This window comes from Microbacterium sp. SS28 (assembly GCF_022761035.1).
In the GTDB taxonomy this organism is placed as follows: domain Bacteria; phylum Actinomycetota; class Actinomycetes; order Actinomycetales; family Microbacteriaceae; genus Microbacterium.
Genome location: NZ_JAKWJP010000002.1, coordinates 578,549 through 595,257 on the forward strand (window position 1 = coordinate 578,549; position 16,709 = coordinate 595,257).

A 16,709-nucleotide genomic window follows, 5' to 3' on the forward strand; every position below is an offset into this window, starting at 1 on the left:
GTGCGGCGGCAACCGGCCCGGCAGAGGTCGGCGCCCCGCCCCTGCGTGCCACAATGTGCGGATGACGGTGCCTTTCGCGACATCCGCCCGCTCGACGGTCGGTCTCGAGTGGGAGCTCATGCTCGCCGACGGCGAGACGGGCGATCTGGTGGGTCGCGCTCCCGAGATCCTCCCCACGCTCGAGGAGCGGACGGCGCTCGAGCGCTACACCGTCACGGGCGAGCTCCTGACGAACACCGTCGAGGTCACGAGCGGCATAGGCGACACCGTCGAGGCCGCGGTGGAAGACATCGCGGATGCGATCGCCGCGGTGCGCGAGGTGTCCAACCCCCTCGGGATCGAGCTGCTCTGCGCGGGGAGCCACCCGTTCGCGCAGTGGTACGACCAGCAGGTCACCGACAAGACGAGGTACCACACGCTCATCGAGCGCACGCAGTGGTGGGGTCGCAACATGATGATCTGGGGCATCCACGTGCACGTGGGTGTCGACAACGTCGACAAGGTCTTCCCGATCATCCACGCCCTGTCGGCGTACCTCCCGCACCTGCAGGCGCTGTCCGCTTCCTCCCCTTTCTGGGCCGGTGAGCGGACCGGCTACGCCTCTAACCGCGCCCTCGTCTTCCAGCAGCTGCCGACGGCGGGCCTGCCCTGGCCGCTGCGCGACTGGTCGGAGTTCGAGCAGTACCTCGACGGCATGGTCCGCACGGGCGTCATGGCCGACGCGACCGAGGTGCGGTGGGACATCCGCCCCGCTCCCCGCTGGGGCACGATCGAGGTCCGCGCGTGCGACGGCATGTCGACGCTGCCCGAGCTCGCCGCCGTCGCGGCGCTCGTCCAGGTGCTCATCGAGCACTTCTCCCGCGAGCTCGACGAAGGTCGCGAGCTCCCCGTCCTGCCGCCGTGGTTCGTCCGCGAGAACAAGTGGCGCGCCGCCCGCTACGGCCTCGACGCGCGCATCATCGTCGACGCCGAGGGCAAGCAGGAGCCCGTCCGCCAGCACCTGCGCGAGACGATGGAGCAGCTCGTCGACATCGCGGTCGAGCTCAAGTGCGCGCGCGAGTTCGCGGGCCTCGAGACGACGCTCACGCAGGGCGCCTCGTACGCCCGGCAGCTCGTCGTGGCGGATGCCGCGGACGGCGACCTGCGCGAAGTCGTGCACCACCTCATCCGCGAGTTCCGGGCGGGCCCGACGCTGCGCGAGCACCTCGCCCAGCTCGGCTGACCTCCCTCTCGCGTGGCTGCGCCATTCCCGCCCGGCGCGCATGGTCGGATCAGGTGATCTCACGGGGACAGGCCTGTGCGGCGCCAAATCTCCTGCCCCGGTGAGATCACCTGATCCCGCGACCGCGGCGAGGAGGGATGACTCACCGCCCACTCCTCCCCCGAGACCCCTCGCCCCGCCGCAGCCCACAGGCTTGCGCGTTCGCATCCCGCCACTCCCGAGCTCCGCGAACCTTGCACGATGGCAACGAACCGCTGGTCACAACCTCGCACCCGGATGCCCGTCACGACGTGGATCGATCAGCGGGACGGCGTCGCGCACTCGTCGCAGCTCCTCATCGCCGGGTACACGTATCGCGAGATCGCTGATGCTGTCGCCGCGACGGATCTGCGCCGGGTGCGCCGCTCCTGGCTCGTCCGACCCGACGCAGACGCGCGGCGGGTGAAGGCAGCAGAGGTCGGAGGGCGAGCCACCTGCATGAGCGCGGCCGGTCTGCAGGGACTCTGGGTTCCCGAACACACCGGCACTCACGTGGCCGTGCAGGCGACGGCATCCCGTAACGCCGCGAAGGGGATTCACCTGCACTGGGCGTCCGGGCCTGCCCCCGTCACGCGCACGATCGTGGAGGAACCCATCATCAACGTGCTCTTCCATGTTGCGCGTTGCGCCCCTCCACATGATGCCCTCGCGGTGTGGGAATCTGCGATTCGCAAGGGAAAGGCTCACACCGAGACGCTCCGACGCGTCGCCTGGCGGAGCACCGCGGCTGCGCGATTCGCTCAGGTCGCCGGCGAGCTCTCCGATTCGGGGCTCGAGACACGGTTCGTCCGCGGCATGCGAGAGGTCGGAGTCATGGTGCGGCAGCAGGTGACCATCGACGGGCACCCCCTCGATGGCCTCATCGGCGAAGCGCTGCTCGTCCAGCTCGACGGCTTCGAGTTCCACTCCTCGGCCGCGGACAGGCGCCGCGACATCGAGGCGGACGCCCGGCTCGCGCTCCGTGGCTTCACCGTCTTGCGCTTCGACTACTTCCAGATCTTCTTCGACTGGGACTACGTCGCCGAGACCGTGCTGACGGCGATCGCCCAAGGTCTCCACCGTCACCGGATCAGGTGATCTCACCGCTGCAGGACGATCATCGGCCGCAAGACCTGCAACCGTCAAATCACCTGATCTCGTCGCGATAAGAGCAGGGGCCGGATGCCCGGCCGGCGTCAGCCGTTGCCGAGGAGCTTCTGCAGCTGAGCCAGATCCTCGGCCGACGGGGCGCCGGTCTTCGCGGCGCCGCCGCCACCCAGGCCGAAGCCCGAGCCCGTAGGAGCCTCGATGGCCGCCTGCGACGCGACACCGGCGTTCTCGGCGGCGCGCTTGGCGGGGTTGCCCGAACGCGATCCGGCGCGCGACTTGACCTGCTTGCCGCGCTTGGCCGAGGCGCCCGGCCTGCTGCCGGGGATGGGACCCATGCCGGGGATGTTGGGCACACCGCCGCGAGCGACGGTCTTCATCATCTTGGCGGCCTGCTCGAAGCGGTTGACGAGCGCGTTGACGTCGGTGACGGTCATCCCCGAGCCGCGCGCGATGCGCAGGCGGCGCGAGCCGTTGAGCACCTTGGGGTTGCGACGCTCCCCCGGGGTCATCGACCGGATGATGGCCTCGGTGCGGTCGATCTCGCGCTCGTCGAAGTCGTCGAGCTGCTGCTTCATCTGGCCCATGCCCGGGAGCATCCCGAGCATCTTCTTCATCGAGCCCATCTTCTTCATCTGCTGAAGCTGGTCGAGGAAGTCCTCCAGCGTGAACTGGTCCTTCGCGAGCTTCTCGGCGACCTTCATCGCCTCTTCCTCGTCGAAGGCCTGCTGGGCCTGCTCGATGAGGGTCAGGATGTCGCCGAGGTCGAGGATGCGCTTGGCCATGCGGTCCGGGTGGAACGCCTCGAGGTCGTCGAGGCCCTCGCCGGTGGACGCGAAGATGATGGGCCGGCCCGTGACGGAGGCGACCGACAGGGCCGCGCCGCCGCGTGCGTCGCCGTCGAGCTTCGAGAGCACGACACCCGTGAAGTCGACGCCGTCCTGGAACGCCTTGGCCGTGTTGACGGCATCCTGACCGATCATCGCGTCGATGACGAACAGGACCTCGTCGGGGTTGGTCGCCTTGCGGATGTCGGACGCCTGCTTCATGAGCTCGGCGTCGACGCCGAGGCGGCCGGCGGTGTCGATGATGACGATGTCGTGCTGCTGGCGGCGGGCGAGCTCGACGCCGTCGCGTGCGACCTGGACGGGGTCGCCGACGCCGTTGCCGGGCTGCGGCGCGTAGACGGCGGCACCCGCCTGCCGTGCGACGACCTGCAGCTGGTTGACGGCGTTGGGTCGCTGGAGGTCGGCAGCGATCAGGAGCGGCGTGTGGCCGTCCTTCTCGAGCTGCTTGGCGAGCTTGCCCGCGAACGTCGTCTTTCCCGAGCCCTGCAGACCCGCGAGCATGATGACGGTCGGCGGGTTCTTCGCGAACTGCAGTCGTCGCTGCTCGCCGCCGAGGATCGCGACGAGCTCCTCGTTGACGATCTGCACGACCTGCTGCGCGGGGTTGAGGGCGCGGTTGACCTCGTCGCCGAGCGCGCGCTCGCGCACCTTCGAGGTGAATTCCTTGACGACCTCGAGGGCCACATCCGCTTCGAGCAGGGCGCGGCGGATCTCGCGCACCGTCCCGTCGATGTCCGCGGGCGTGAGCTGGCCCTTCTTGCGGAGGTTGCGGAAGGTCTCGGTGAGCCGATCGCTGAGTGTGCCGAAAGTCGCCATGATCCCCCGATTCTACGGGAGCGGATGCGGGAGCCCGCCGTGAGCCGCAGACCCCCGCGCCGTCCCTCAGCCAGCGACCGGGGGGCGGGCTATTCGGGTCCCAGCTCCTGGAAGAGAGTGACCTGCATTCCCCCCGGCGCGCGCAGGCGCGAGTTGAGGGAGCGCCAGGGTGTCGGACGAGCGGATGCCTCGAGCCCCGCACCACCCGCGACCAGCCGGTCGGTCGCCGCGGCCGAGTCGCGCACTTCGAACGCGATGCGCACGGGGTCGCTCGGCGCGTCGCCGTCGGTCTCGACACGGTCGATGAGGGCGACCTGTCCCGCGTTGGAGAGCTCGAGGGTCGCCTCCCCCGCCGCGAGGATCACGACGCGCGCATCGCCCTCCCCCTGGTACGACTCGCGTTCGACGAGCCCGAGGGCGTCGCGGTAGAACGCGAGCGCCTCGTCGAAGTCCTCGACGCGGGCGACGACGCGCAGCTGCCGGACGGCGGTCGGCAGCGTCGGCCGTGCGGCCTCGAGCGCGGTGTGGAGCGAGCGGGCCAGCGGTGCGCGACCCGCGCCGGCGCGCGCCCACGCGTCGATCGCGGCGAGCACGGCACCACCGTGCGCGGCGCCCGCGACATCGGCCGCGATGCCGTCCGCGCCGTCCGCGCGAAGGCGCGCCGAGACGGCGGCCGCGATCCTCGAGCGGCGGACGGATGCCTCCCGCTCGAGTTCATCGTCGAGGCCCATCGCCGTCGTGTTGACGAGGGCGAGTGCGAGGCTGTCGGGTGCGAAGTCGTCGCCGAGCGCCGCGAGCGCGGCATCCACGGCGGGTGCGGCCGGGCCCACGCGCCCGGAGGCTCCGGACGACGCGCCAGCGGCGTCTGAAGGGGGCGTGGGGCCTCGGCCGTCCTGCTCACCGAGGTGCTCCTCGAGCACCGCGATGCGCTCGTCGAGCGCCGCCCAGAGCACGTCCGACTTCGACGCGAAGTAGTTGAAGAAGCTCGAGCGGCTCACGCCGGCGCGCGAGGCGATGTCGGCGATCGAGGTCTGCTCGAAGCCCTGCTCGAGGAAGAGCTCGCACGCGGCCTCGGCGAGCGTCTCGCGCGAGGACGCGCGGGGCCTCCCGGTCCTCTGCTCGCGACTCACCCGCCCAGCCTATTGAGCGAGCCCTCGGAACCGGCGTGGGGCGTATTGTTGGACGCAATCCAACAACTCGCCACGAGCGAAGGAGCACTGTGCTCGACATCGTCACTCCCGGGTTCTCCCCCGACTTCGTCCCGTACCACGACGGCTGGGCGCTGCAGCGCAGCATCCATGCCGAGGTCGTCGCGGGCGAGCGGTCCGACACGCTGATCCTGCTCGAGCACGAGCCGGTCTACACGGCCGGCGCGCGGACGGCCCGTCACGAGCGGCCGACCGACGGCACTCCCGTCGTCGACGTCGACCGCGGCGGGAAGATCACGTGGCACGGACCGGGTCAGCTCGTCGGCTACCCGATCCTGCGGCTGCGCGAGCCGATCGACGTCGTCGCCCACGTGCGGCGCCTCGAGGGCGCGCTCATCGACGTGCTCGCCGGGTACGGCGTCGAGGGCTACCGCGTCGAGGGACGCAGCGGAGTATGGGTGCGCCGGCCGCTGTCGGAAGACAAGGTCGCCGCGATCGGCGTCCGCGTCCAGCGCGGCGTGACGATGCACGGCTTCGCCCTCAACTGCGACAACACGCTCGCGGGCTTCCGGGGCATCGTCCCGTGCGGCATCGAGGATGCCGGCGTCACGACCCTCAGCGAGCTCGTCGGCGCCGACATCCGCCCCATCGACGTCGTCGACTCCGTCGTCGCGCGCTTCCAGGCCGAGTACGCGGAGGTCGCGGCATGAGCGCCTGTGGCACGCCCGCCGCGGCATCCGGTCCCGCCTCGGCTCCTGAGGGTCGCAAGCTGCTGCGTCTCGAGATCCGCAACGCCGAGACGCCGATCGAGCGCAAGCCGGAGTGGATCAAGACGAAGGCCCGGATGGGACCGGAGTATCAGGCCCTGCAGACGCTCGTGAAGGGCGAGGGGCTGCACACGGTGTGCCAGGAGGCCGGCTGCCCCAACATCTACGAGTGCTGGGAGGACCGGGAGGCGACGTTCCTCATCGGCGGCTCGCAGTGCACGCGCCGCTGCGACTTCTGCCAGATCGACACGGGCAAGCCCGCCGACTACGACACCGACGAGCCTCGCCGCGTGGCCGAGAGCGTCGTGCGGATGCAGCTGCGCTACGCGACAGTGACGTGCGTCGCGCGCGACGACCTGCCCGACGGCGGAGCGTGGCTCAACGCCGAGACCGTGCGGCGCATCCACGCCGAGAACCCGGGAACGGGCGTGGAGCTGCTCGCGACCGACTTCAACGGCGAGCCCGCACTGCTCGCCGAGGTCTTCGACGCGCGCCCCGAGGTCTTCGCGCACAACGTCGAGACGGTGCCGCGCATCTTCAAGCGCATCCGCCCCGCCTTCCGCTACGAACGGTCGCTCGGCGTGCTGACGCAGGCGCGCGACGCGGGCCTCATCACGAAGTCGAACCTCATCCTCGGGATGGGCGAGGAGCCCGAGGAAGTCGTCCAGGCGCTGCAGGACCTGCACGACGCGGGCACCGACATCATCACGATCACGCAGTACCTGCGTCCGACCCCGCGTCACCTGCCCGTCGCGCGCTGGGTCAAGCCCGACGAGTTCGTCGAGTTCAAGGCCGAGGCCGAGCGCATCGGCTTCCTCGGAGTGCTCGCAGGGCCGCTCGTGCGCTCGTCGTACCGCGCGGGGCGGCTGTGGGCGCAGTCGATGATCTCGAAGGGCCGCGACATCCCGCCGCATCTCGCCCACCTCGCGCAGGACATCGCGCAGGAGGGGCTGCAGTTCTCGCAGGCGGTGTGAGCCGCACCGCCAGGGCGAGGTGGGTCAGTCGGCGCTCGTGACCGACAGGATGTCGCCGTCCGAACCGAGATTGACCAGCAGCACGTCGTCGGTCGCGTCGGGGTCGAGCGCGTACTCGAGCACCGCGAACGGGTCGGCGCCGCCGTGCTCGTCGGCGAGGATCGTCATGCTCATGAGCTGCAGCGACCGGATGATGTCGATGTGGGTGTCGCCCGACACGTCCACGAGGAGCTCTTCCAGCTCTTCGCCGAGCGACTCCTGCTGCTGGAGGATGTACTCCGTCACTTCGCTCGTGCGGTCGTCGAGCTCGGTCACCATGGCGTTGCGCGCATTGATGTCGATCGCCTCGAGCGACGACACGAGGCCCGCGGCGACATCGAGGGCCGCCTCCGACACGTCGTCCTGGTCGGGTGCCGTGAGATCGACCGTGACCGTCTGGTCGCCCAGCTCCACCGATTCCGACCAGAAGATCGAGCCGTCCGGTCCGGACTCCAGGAGCCCGAAGAAGTCGTGTTCGATCGCCATATCCCCATGAAACCAGCACTGCGCCCTCGGCGGTAGCCCGAAGCGCCGGGATGTCGGTGACTCGCGCGTCACTCCACCAGCGAGGCGGCGAAGACGTGCGGTGTGAAGCCCGTGAGGTCGCCGATCCCCTCGCCCTGACCCAGCAGTTTGACGGGGATTCCGGTGCGCTCCTGCACGGCCAGGACGAACCCGCCCTTGGCCGATCCGTCGAGCTTCGTGATGACGAGCCCCGTGACCCCCGCGTGCTCGAGGAACGCCTGCGCCTGCATGACGCCGTTCTGCCCCGTCGTCGCGTCGAGCACGAGCAGCACCTCGCTGATGGGGGCCTGCTTCTCGACGACGCGCCGGATCTTGGAGAGCTCGTCCATGAGGCCCTCCTTCGTGTGCAGCCTGCCCGCCGTGTCGACGATCACGATCTCGGTGCCCGTGCGCTTGGCGTAGTCGATCGTCTGGAAGGCGACGGATGCCGGATCCTGGCCCTCCTGCTGCGGCCGGACGATCGCGGCTCCCGCGCGCTCCGCCCACGTAGCGAGCTGGTCGACGGCGGCCGCGCGGAACGTGTCGGCCGCTCCGACGACCACCGAGCGGCCGTAGCGCTGCAGGAACTTCGCGAACTTGCCGATCGTCGTCGTCTTGCCGACTCCGTTCACGCCCACGACGAGCACGACGGCGGGGCGCTCGGTGAGCTTGAGGGTCGTGTCGAACTTCGAGAAGTGCTCCTCGAGGCTCTCCTTGAGCATGCGGTGCAGATCCTTGGGATCGGTCGTGCGATACCGGTCGACCTTCTCGCGCAGGTCGTCGATGATCCGCTCCGTCGTGGCAGGACCGAAGTCCGCCGTGAGCAGCGCCGTCTCGAGGTCCAGCCACGTCACCTCGGTGATCTCCGGCGCGGCGAACATCGTGCGGAGGGCGCGCACAAGGGACCAGGGGCTGTCTGCCATGCTCCCAGCCTAGGAGGGATGTCGCACTGCGACGGCCATCCGACGGGCTCGTCCGGCCTGCGAGCTCAGTCCTGACGCTCGCCGACGACGAGGCTGAGATGGTGGGCGGCAGCCAGCGTCTGGATCTCGTCCCTGCTGTTCGCGGTCGCCGGGCATGTGAGGAGGAAGAGCACCGCGACGTCGATCGCAGGGAATGCCCGCGCTCCCAGGATCGCGTTGGACCCATCCTCCCAGGCGGCCACGGCCAGCCGGATCGCCACCTCGCCGCCTCCGTCCCGATCGACGAAGCTGTCGCCGATGTAGGCGTCGAGTCCCTCGCCCGACCCCGGTTCCAGCTGGTCCGACAGCCAGCGAACGCCGTCGTCGGACGCTTTCCGAGGATCGTCGTCCGCAGAGAGCTCGGGGAGCACCTCGATGAACTCCGTCACGCACTGGCTGGCTTCGTCGCGATAGCTGCCGCGAGCGCCGAACCTCCCCGGCTCCGACGAGAAACCCTCAGCGTCGGCGAGCGAGTGGCCCCACTCGGCGGAGACGATGCGCGGGCTGTCGGCCGCCGCATCGAACGGGACGTCGCGGTCGTCGGCGTCACTCTGCTCCGCGGCAATCAGTGTCGGTGAAGGCTCCGACCCCGCGGCGCTGCCGCTCTGAGAGGTCGGTTCTGCCTGGCCGGTTCCCTGCGAGCATCCCGCGAGAACCAGTACGACGGCGGCGGCGAGCAGAACCGACGATCGGAACGTCGGCGAACGCATCACTCCCCCGCGGCTTCGGTCACGTGCATGCGGAGCCCCACCGGCCCGACCACCCGGTCGTGTTCGTCGTACGCGCTCACGCCCGCGGGGCACTGGATCGTGACGTATTGGATCGATCCGATGGCGTTGAAGAAGCGCGCCGAGTCCACCCAGCTCGACCCATCCGTCAGGTCGGCGCCGAGGCCCCAGAGCGACACCTCACCACCCTCCTGCGTCTGCTCGACCGGGAAGTCGTCGCCATAGGTCTCGACGATCTCCGCAGTGATCTGATCGTCCTTCGCCGCCGCGATCGCCGCGATGGCCGAGATCGTCGATGCCTCGTCGGTGGGTTCAGGGGCGAAATCCGTCAGCGTCCCCTGATAGAAGCCGACCGTGCATCCGTTGGTGTCGTCCGTGTACGACCACGAGCCGTTCCCCTCGTCGGGCGAGAGGAGGGAGAAGTCCGGATTGTTCGCGAAGGGATCGGTCCATTCGGCCGCGATCGACCCGGGTTCCAGGGCGTCTCCTTCCTCGAAGGTGAGCTCGAGGGGGATCGCTGGTTCGACGACTTCCGCGGCCGGCTCCTCGGTGGCGTCGGGCGGATCCGGCGACCCGGTGGGCTCGGACGCTCGACTGCCCGACGATGCGGCGCAGCCGGTGAGCAGGAGAAATGCGGTGGCGAGGGCAATCACGCCCACGCGCCTTTGCGCGGAGTGATACATGGCCGGATCATAGACCCGCGCATCTCGCGGCGATATGGCGTCGCTGATCAGCCCGCAGCGAAGACGAGGTCGAACGCGTGCTGCACCATGCCGAGCTTGGCCCATTCCACCGCGACGTTCTTGTCAGCAGGGCATTCGAGGGTCGCGACGAAGCCCGTGCCGAGCGCCGTGAAGGCGCGTGCCGCGATGAGGTACGTCGTGCCCGCGTCTGCGTCTGCGCCTGCGACCGCGCGTGTCTCGACGAGCTCAGACGGGGTGCGGAAGGGGCCGGCGTTCTGGTCGGCGTACGCGCCCAGCTCCTCAGGGGTCGCCCCGAACTGAGCGGCGAGCAGCGCATCGGAAGCTGCCGAGTCGCCGGACGCGGCATCCGTCTCGGCGAGAGGTCCGTGCCAGTAGCCGATCGTGCAGCCGGTGTCCTCGGCGGTGTACGACCAGGAGCCGTCGCCCTCATCCGTCGTGAGGACGGTGTAGCCCACCTGACCCGCGAGCGGGTCCGCCCATGCGGCCTCTTGCGACGGGTCGAGCAGATCGCCGTCGTCGAGCGTGATCTGGACGGTGGGCGTCGCATCCGACGTCGGGCTCGGGGACGACCCGGCACCGGAGGCCACCGGGCCCGCGGTGCAGCCCGTCACGAGCACGAGGAAGGCGGCGACCATTCCCGCGAGCGCAGCCTGCCTCACGACGCGACGCGCTCCCCCACGCGCTGGCCCACGACCGCCGAGACGCCGTCCTGGCGCATCGAGACGCCGTAGAGCGCGTCGGCGATCTCCATCGTGCGCTTCTGGTGCGTGATGACGATGAGCTGGCTCGACTCGCGGAGCTGCTCGAAGACCCCGAGGAGACGCCCGAGGTTGGCGTCGTCGAGCGCTGCCTCGACTTCGTCGAGGATGTAGAACGGGCTCGGCCTGGCCTTGAAGATCGCGGTCAGCAGTGCGACGGCAGCGAGCGAGCGCTCGCCACCCGACAGCAGCGAGAGCCGCTCGATCTTCTTCCCGACGGGCCGCACCGCGACCTCGATGCCCGTGGTCAAGGGGTTCTCGGGGTCGGTGAGCGAGATGCTCCCCGTTCCGCCCGGGAACAGCACGGGGAAGACCTCGCCGAACGCGACCTTGGTGTCTTCGAACGCCGCGAGGAAGATCGTCTGCATCCGCTCGTCGAGCTCCTCGATGATCGTCAGCAGATCCTTGCGGGTCTGGGTCAGATCGGCGAGCTGCTCGGTGAGGAACTTGTGCCGCTGCTCGAGCGCCGAGAACTCCTCGAGCGCGAGCGGATTGACCCGTCCGAGCTGCGACAGCTTGCGCTCGGCATCCTGCAGACGCTTGCGCTGCTGCGCACGGTCGAAGGGGACGGAGGATCCGGATGCCTCGTCCTCGCCGCCTTCGACGGGGATCGGCTGCGCGGGACCGTACTCGGCGACCAGGACCTCTTCGCCGAGTCCCAGCTCGGAGCCGACCCGCTCGAGCAGGCTCGTGACGTGGAGGCGCTTCTCGTGGATCTGCAGCTCGAGGCCGTGGACGCTCTCGGTCAGCCCCGCGAGCCGCTCGCGGACGGCCGACTCCTGCGCGCGGAGGCCGGCGAGCTCCTGCGTCAGGGCCGTGCGCGCCGACTCGGCCGTCGCGAGCTCGAAGCGCGCCTGCGCCACCGAGCGGTCGACGGAGTCGAGCAGCGCCGGCACCTGCCCCGCGACCTCGGCCGCGATCTCCCTCTGCGCACGGCGGATGACGGCGCGGCGCGCGGCTTCCGCGGCCGCCTCACGCTCGCGTTCGCGCTGCTTCTCGAGCTGCACGACGCGCGCTTCGCCCGCCCGGACGCGCTCGCGGAGCGTCTCGACGTCGAGGCGCGTGCGCATCTCGGATTCCCGCGCGACCTCGAGCGACGCGAGCAGTCCCTCGCGAGCCGAGGCGTCGAGGATCGGCCGCGGCGCTTCGAGCGCGACGGTGAGCTGGTCCTCCGCGACGCGCGCCGAGCCCTCCGCGTCGGCGACGGCGGCCTGCGCCTGCGCGACGCCCGCCGCGAGCCGGTCGCATTCCGCGATCGCCGCTTCGTGCCGGACTGTCGCGCGATTGACCTGCTCGGCATGCGCGGCCGCCGCGGCGTCGTGCGCGCGCAGTGTCTCGAGCGCCGTCCTGGTGTGCCGGCGCGCCGTCTCGAAGCCCTGCACGCGCTCGGCGAGCGCTTCGCGCAGCGAGTCGGCGACGACGACGATCTCGGCGAGACGTTCGGCGGCGGCATCCCGCTCCGCCGCGAGTTCGAGACGCGAGCGGCTCTGCCCCGACCCGGCGCGCACGGTCTGCGCCGTCACGATCTCGCCCGCGCGCGTCACGATCGTCGCCCCCGCCTGCGCGGCGGCGCGGCGCACCGCGCCTGCCGCGGCGAGGTCCTCGACGATCACGACGCGGCCGAGCAGCGCGAGGATGCCCTCGGGCGCCGTGACGACGTCCTTCGCCGCGACGGTCCCCTCGAGGGCGGGCATCGCGGGCTGCGCGTCACCCGCGTCGCCGATCGCGATGTCGACGACACCGAGGTCGCCGTCCCGCGCGATCTCCGCGACGGCGAACGCGTCGTCGTGCGAGCTGACGAGCACGCCCTCCGCGAGCGGGCCGAGGACGGCGGCGATGGCGGCTTCGTGGCCGGGCGTGACCTTGATGGCATCGCCGATGAGCCCGCGGACGCCTTGGCCGCCGCGCGCGACGATGTCGGCGGCGGCGTTGCGGACGTCGAGGGCGCGCGCGAGGGCGCGAGTCTGCGCCGTGAGCGACTCGACTTCGCGCTCCGCGGCGTGCAGGCGTTCACGGATGCCGCCGACGGCGGACTCCGCCTCGGTCGCCTCGCGCTGCGCACGCTCATACGCCGCCGAGTGCTCGGCCGAGGACTCCTCGGGCACGAGGTCGGGATCGATCCCGGCGAGCGTGTGCTCCGCCTCGGCGCGGCGCTGCAGGGCGGCATCGAGGGCGCGCTGCTGACGCTCGACGGCGGTACGGACGGCGGAGAGAGCGGATGCCGCGGCCTCCGCGGTGCCCCGCAGAGCCGTGATCCGCATGTCGTGCTTCGATACGAGCGCGCTCTGCGCTGCGATGTCGGCGTCGAGCGCATCGAGCTCGGCACGTGCGCGCATGACCTCGCGCGCCGCCTCGGCTGCGGCATCCTGCGCATCGCCCTGGCCCGCCGCGATCTCGTCGATCTCGTCGCGGACCTCGTCGATCATCGCCTGCGAGACCGTCGTGCGCCCCGCCGATTCGTCCTGGTCGTTGTCTTCGAGGAGCGCGAGGCGCTGCCCCGCGAGCGTGTAGAGGCCGCGGATGCGCTCCTGGACGCGCTCGAGCCCGAAGGCGACGCTGCGGGCGCGATCGACGGCTTCGGACCGCTGGTCGGACTCGAGCTGCTCGATGCGCCGCCGGTGGGCGTCGAGGTCGTCCTGCAGCACGACGCGCTGCGCCTGGCGCTCCTGCTCGCTGCGCGTGTGGTTCGCGAGCTCGGTGCGCAGCCCCACGAGCTCGTCTGCGTAGAGTCGCGCCTTGGCGTCGCGCACGACGGCGGCGATCGTCGCGGCCTCGCGCGCGATCTCGGCCTGCCGGCCGAGGGGCTTGAGCTGCCGCCGGAGCTCGCCGGCGAGGTCGCTCAGGCGCATGAGGTTCGCCTCCATCGCCTCGAGCTTGCGGAGCGTCTTCTCTTTGCGGCGGCGATGCTTCAGGATGCCGGCGGCCTCTTCGATGAACCCGCGCCGGTCTTCGGGAGAGGCCTGCAGAACGCTGTCGAGTCGGCCCTGGCCGACGATGACGTGCATCTCACGGCCGAGGCCGCTGTCGCTCAGGAGCTCCTGCACGTCGAGGAGGCGGCAGGACTCGCCGTTGATCGCGTACTCGCTCGCGCCGTTGCGGAACAGCGTGCGGCTGATGCTCACTTCGGAGTACTCGATCGGCAGAGCGCCGTCGGAGTTGTCGATCGTGAGCTGCACCTCGGCGCGGCCGAGGGGCCCGCGCGTCGCCGTGCCGGCGAAGATGACGTCTTCCATCTTGCCGCCGCGGAGCGTCTTGGCGCCCTGCTCACCCATGACCCAGGCGAGGGCGTCGACGACGTTCGACTTGCCGGAGCCGTTGGGTCCGACGATGCAGGTCACGCCGGGTTCGAGCGCGAACGTCGTCGGCTGCGCGAACGACTTGAACCCTTTGAGCGTGACGCTCTTCAAGTGCATGAGCGCGCCTCCGAGATGGATGTCCCGTCCACGGTAGCGGACGGGACATCCTAAGCTCCGGCGGCGGGCCGGGGCGGACTCACACGCCCGCGGCGGCGCTGGATCCCACGATCTCGACCATGGACGATCCCGCCGATCCCTTGACGCCGCCACTCCGCCTGCGCTAGCGTCACTGATCGCATCTGAAGTCGAGAGGAGGTCGCCATGATGACGAAGACCCGCACGCAGCCCACAGCGCTCGCGTTCCCGCGCATCGTCTCCGTCCCGGCGACCCGCTCCTTCTGCGCACTCTCCCACGCGGTCCGCTGATCCGCGCGTAGGAGGACTCTGCCCGCAGGCAGGAGCCGTCCGGGCATCCGTGCCGGACCGCCGCCCCTCCCGGGCATCCCTTCGCGCAGGCCGTGCGGGCATCATCCCCCGCCGCCGTCGCATGACGGCATCCGTTCGAATTCCGAACCCCCTCACTCGCCTCTGACAAGAGAGCAGAAATGAACACCACGACACTCACCGGGATCGAGTTCCGACCGCTCACGATCCCGGCGAACCTGGAATCCGCAGACGCACCCGACTTCATCGCGATGGTCGACGTGCGCAACCGCATCTATCGCGAGGTCGCCGGTCACGACGACCACTCGATGACGGCGGCCGAGATGATCCCCGTCTACCGGCCCGACGAGTACGAGCTCCGGCTCCTCTGGCTCGTCGTGCAGGACGGCGTCACCGTCGGACGCATCGGCGTCGACATCCCGTTCGAAGAGGGCTCGAAGGCCGCCTACTGGCTCGTCGAGCTGATCGAGAGCGCCCAGGGTCAGGGCATCGGCACCGCCGCCTATGCGCTCGTCGAGGAGACGGCGCGGAAGCACGGCAGGTCGGTGCTGCAGTCCTGGGCTCAGCACGACGCCGACGGAGAGCGCGTCATCGTGCCGCCCACGGGCTTCGGTGCGCTGCCGGACGACCGCCCCGCGCGCTTCTATCGCGCGAACGGCTACGCGCTCGAGCAGGTCGTGCGCAGCAGCGCCTTCGACCTGCAGGGAACGTTCGACGAGGTCGAGCGTCTGCTCGACGAGGCGCGCCGTGCCGCCGAAGGCTACCGCGTCCTGCAGTGGACCCTGCCGACGCCGGCCGAATACGTCGAGGGCTATGCGTGGATGAAGTCGCGCATGTCGACCGACGCACCCTCCGCCGGGCTCGAGTTCGACGAGGAGGTGTGGGACGCGGCACGTCTGGCGATCCACGACGCCTCGTACACGGACGCGGGACGCCACCTGCTCGTGACCGCCGCGCAGCACATCGAGAGCGGCGTGCTGTGCGCCTTCAACGAGCTCGTCATCGGCGAGGACCGCACTGCAGCATCGCACCAGGAGGACACCCTCGTGCTCAAGGAGCACCGCGGCCACAAGCTCGGGACTCTCGTGAAGTGCGAGGGCCTGCTGTCCTGGCGCGGCATCGCGCCCGACTCGCCCCGCATCATCACCTACAACGCGGAGGAGAACCGCCCCATGCTCGACATCAACGAGGCGATCGGCTTCGCGCCGATCGCCTACGAAGGCGCCTGGAAGAAGGTCCTCGATGACTGACATCGCACTGCCGCACCTCACCGTGAGCCGCCTGACCATCCCGGAGAGCCTGGACGCCCCCGACGCGGGAGCGTTCCTCGACTTCATCCGGATCGCGAACGCCGCCTGCCGGCGGGACGCGGGACACTCGGACCTCGACTATGAGGCCCACGGGGAGCTCGCGTGGTGGCACGACGAGAGCGACTGGGGGCATGCGGGCTTCGCCGCCGAGCGTGACGGGGTGATCCTCGGCTTCGCGAAGCTCGTCTATCCGAAGGAGGAGGACGCCGAGACTGCCGAGTTCGAGCTCTGGGTCGACCCTGACCGCTGGGGCGAGGGTGCCGAGGAGGCCCTCCTGCAGGCCGTGGAGGACGAGGCGCGCGCCATCGGCCGCGGCACGATCCAGATCTTCACGCTCCACCGCGCCGAGGCGAGCGGTCCGCCGCTCGTGCCGTCGACGGGGTTCGGTTCGGTCCCGGCCGAGGACCGGCAGACGGTATTCCAGCTCGAGAACGGCTACACGCTCGAGCAGGTGGAGCGCACGAGCGCCTTCGATCTGCAGGGATCGTTCGACACCGTCGAGCGGATGCTCGAGACGGCGCTCGCGAAGGCCGGCGCCGACTACCGGCCCATCGCGTGGACGTCGCCGACGCCCGAGCCGTATCAGGAGGGTCTCGCCTACGCGATGTCGCGCATGTCGACCGACGTCCCGCAGGGCGGACTCGTCGTCGACGAGCAGAAATGGGATGCCGAGCGAGTCCGCCGTCGCGACGCGCGCCTTCAGGCGGAGGGGCTCACGGTGTCGATCGCCTGCGTCGAGCACGTCCCGACCGGCACGATCGCGGCGTACAACGAACTCACGATCCAGGCCGATCACACGGCGGCGAGCTCGCAGTGGGGCACTCTCGTGCTCGCGGAGCACCGCGGTCATGCCCTCGGCACGATCGTGAAGTGCGTGAACCTCCTGCGCTGGCGCGAGCTCGTGCCGGAGTCGCCGCGGATCACGACGTTCAACGCCGAAGAGAACGAGCACATGCTCGCGATCAACGTCGCGCTGGGCTTCACGCCCGTGTCGTACGCGGGCGCCTGGAAGAAGATCCTGGATTGAGAAGACGGATGCCGCTCCCCGCCGCTCGCGCGGGGAG

At 70.4% G+C, this 16,709-nt stretch carries 14 protein-coding genes; 6 read left to right on the forward strand and 8 right to left on the reverse strand.

What is annotated here, in order from left to right:
- The first annotated feature begins 61 nt into the window (after positions 1-61).
- Entirely contained in the window at positions 62-1,222 is a 1,161-nt protein-coding gene (locus MJ607_RS08050; protein WP_243075042.1) for a glutamate--cysteine ligase, read from the forward strand.
- Between the two features lie 276 nt (positions 1,223-1,498).
- On the forward strand, positions 1,499-2,338 hold the full coding sequence (locus MJ607_RS08055) for an endonuclease domain-containing protein (protein ID WP_243075043.1): 840 nt from the start codon (positions 1,499-1,501) through the stop codon (positions 2,336-2,338).
- A gap of 98 nt (positions 2,339-2,436) precedes the next feature.
- Here the strand turns inward: MJ607_RS08055 and ffh are convergent, their stop codons facing one another.
- Positions 2,437-4,011, reverse strand: a complete 1,575-nt coding sequence (ffh, locus tag MJ607_RS08060) for a signal recognition particle protein (RefSeq protein WP_243075044.1) — start codon at positions 4,009-4,011, stop codon at positions 2,437-2,439.
- A gap of 89 nt (positions 4,012-4,100) precedes the next feature.
- The gene (locus tag MJ607_RS20185) at positions 4,101-5,141 is read right to left on the reverse strand and encodes a TetR family transcriptional regulator (RefSeq protein ID WP_243075045.1); all 1,041 of its coding nucleotides are present in this window, start codon (positions 5,139-5,141) and stop codon (positions 4,101-4,103) included.
- Between the two features lie 89 nt (positions 5,142-5,230).
- On the opposite strand from MJ607_RS20185, the gene lipB reads away from it, so the two are divergent.
- Positions 5,231-5,869, forward strand: a complete 639-nt coding sequence (gene lipB, locus MJ607_RS08070; RefSeq protein ID WP_243075046.1) for a lipoyl(octanoyl) transferase LipB — start codon at positions 5,231-5,233, stop codon at positions 5,867-5,869.
- Positions 5,866-6,900 (forward strand): lipoyl synthase, encoded by a 1,035-nt coding sequence (gene lipA / locus MJ607_RS08075; RefSeq protein ID WP_243075047.1) that lies wholly within the window; start codon positions 5,866-5,868, stop codon positions 6,898-6,900. The genes lipB and lipA overlap by 4 nt, the downstream gene beginning before the upstream one ends.
- Positions 6,901-6,924: 24 nt before the next feature.
- On the opposite strand, the gene MJ607_RS08080 is transcribed toward lipA, so the two are convergent.
- The 6 genes from MJ607_RS08080 to smc all read right to left on the reverse strand — a co-directional run bounded on the left by MJ607_RS08080 (position 6,925) and on the right by smc (position 14,008).
- Positions 6,925-7,425 carry a DUF2004 domain-containing protein gene (locus tag MJ607_RS08080; RefSeq protein ID WP_243075048.1) on the reverse strand — a complete coding sequence of 167 codons (501 nt, stop codon included), beginning with the start codon at positions 7,423-7,425 and terminating at the stop codon, positions 6,925-6,927.
- Between the two features lie 68 nt (positions 7,426-7,493).
- Positions 7,494-8,366, reverse strand: a complete 873-nt coding sequence (gene ftsY / locus MJ607_RS08085; RefSeq protein ID WP_243075049.1) for a signal recognition particle-docking protein FtsY — start codon at positions 8,364-8,366, stop codon at positions 7,494-7,496.
- Positions 8,367-8,431: 65 nt separating this feature from the next.
- A complete protein-coding gene (locus tag MJ607_RS08090; RefSeq protein ID WP_243075050.1) occupies positions 8,432-9,115 on the reverse strand; it encodes a hypothetical protein in 684 nt (227 codons plus the stop codon).
- Positions 9,115-9,786: a hypothetical protein gene (locus MJ607_RS08095; protein WP_243075051.1), complete on the reverse strand. Its 672-nt coding sequence runs from the start codon at positions 9,784-9,786 to the stop codon at positions 9,115-9,117. Before MJ607_RS08095 ends, MJ607_RS08090 begins: the two co-directional genes overlap by 1 nt.
- A 77-nt stretch (positions 9,787-9,863) precedes the next feature.
- Positions 9,864-10,496: a hypothetical protein gene (locus MJ607_RS08100; protein ID WP_243075052.1), complete on the reverse strand. Its 633-nt coding sequence runs from the start codon at positions 10,494-10,496 to the stop codon at positions 9,864-9,866.
- Positions 10,493-14,008: a chromosome segregation protein SMC gene (gene smc, locus MJ607_RS08105; protein ID WP_243075053.1), complete on the reverse strand. Its 3,516-nt coding sequence runs from the start codon at positions 14,006-14,008 to the stop codon at positions 10,493-10,495. The genes MJ607_RS08100 and smc overlap by 4 nt, the downstream gene beginning before the upstream one ends.
- A 488-nt stretch (positions 14,009-14,496) precedes the next feature.
- Between smc and MJ607_RS08110 the strand changes: the two genes are divergently transcribed.
- Both MJ607_RS08110 and MJ607_RS08115 read left to right on the forward strand, forming a co-directional pair.
- Positions 14,497-15,585: a GNAT family N-acetyltransferase gene (locus MJ607_RS08110; RefSeq protein ID WP_243075054.1), complete on the forward strand. Its 1,089-nt coding sequence runs from the start codon at positions 14,497-14,499 to the stop codon at positions 15,583-15,585.
- A complete protein-coding gene (locus MJ607_RS08115) occupies positions 15,578-16,672 on the forward strand; it encodes a GNAT family N-acetyltransferase (protein ID WP_243075055.1) in 1,095 nt (364 codons plus the stop codon). Before MJ607_RS08110 ends, MJ607_RS08115 begins: the two co-directional genes overlap by 8 nt.
- Positions 16,673-16,709 lie beyond the last annotated feature (37 nt).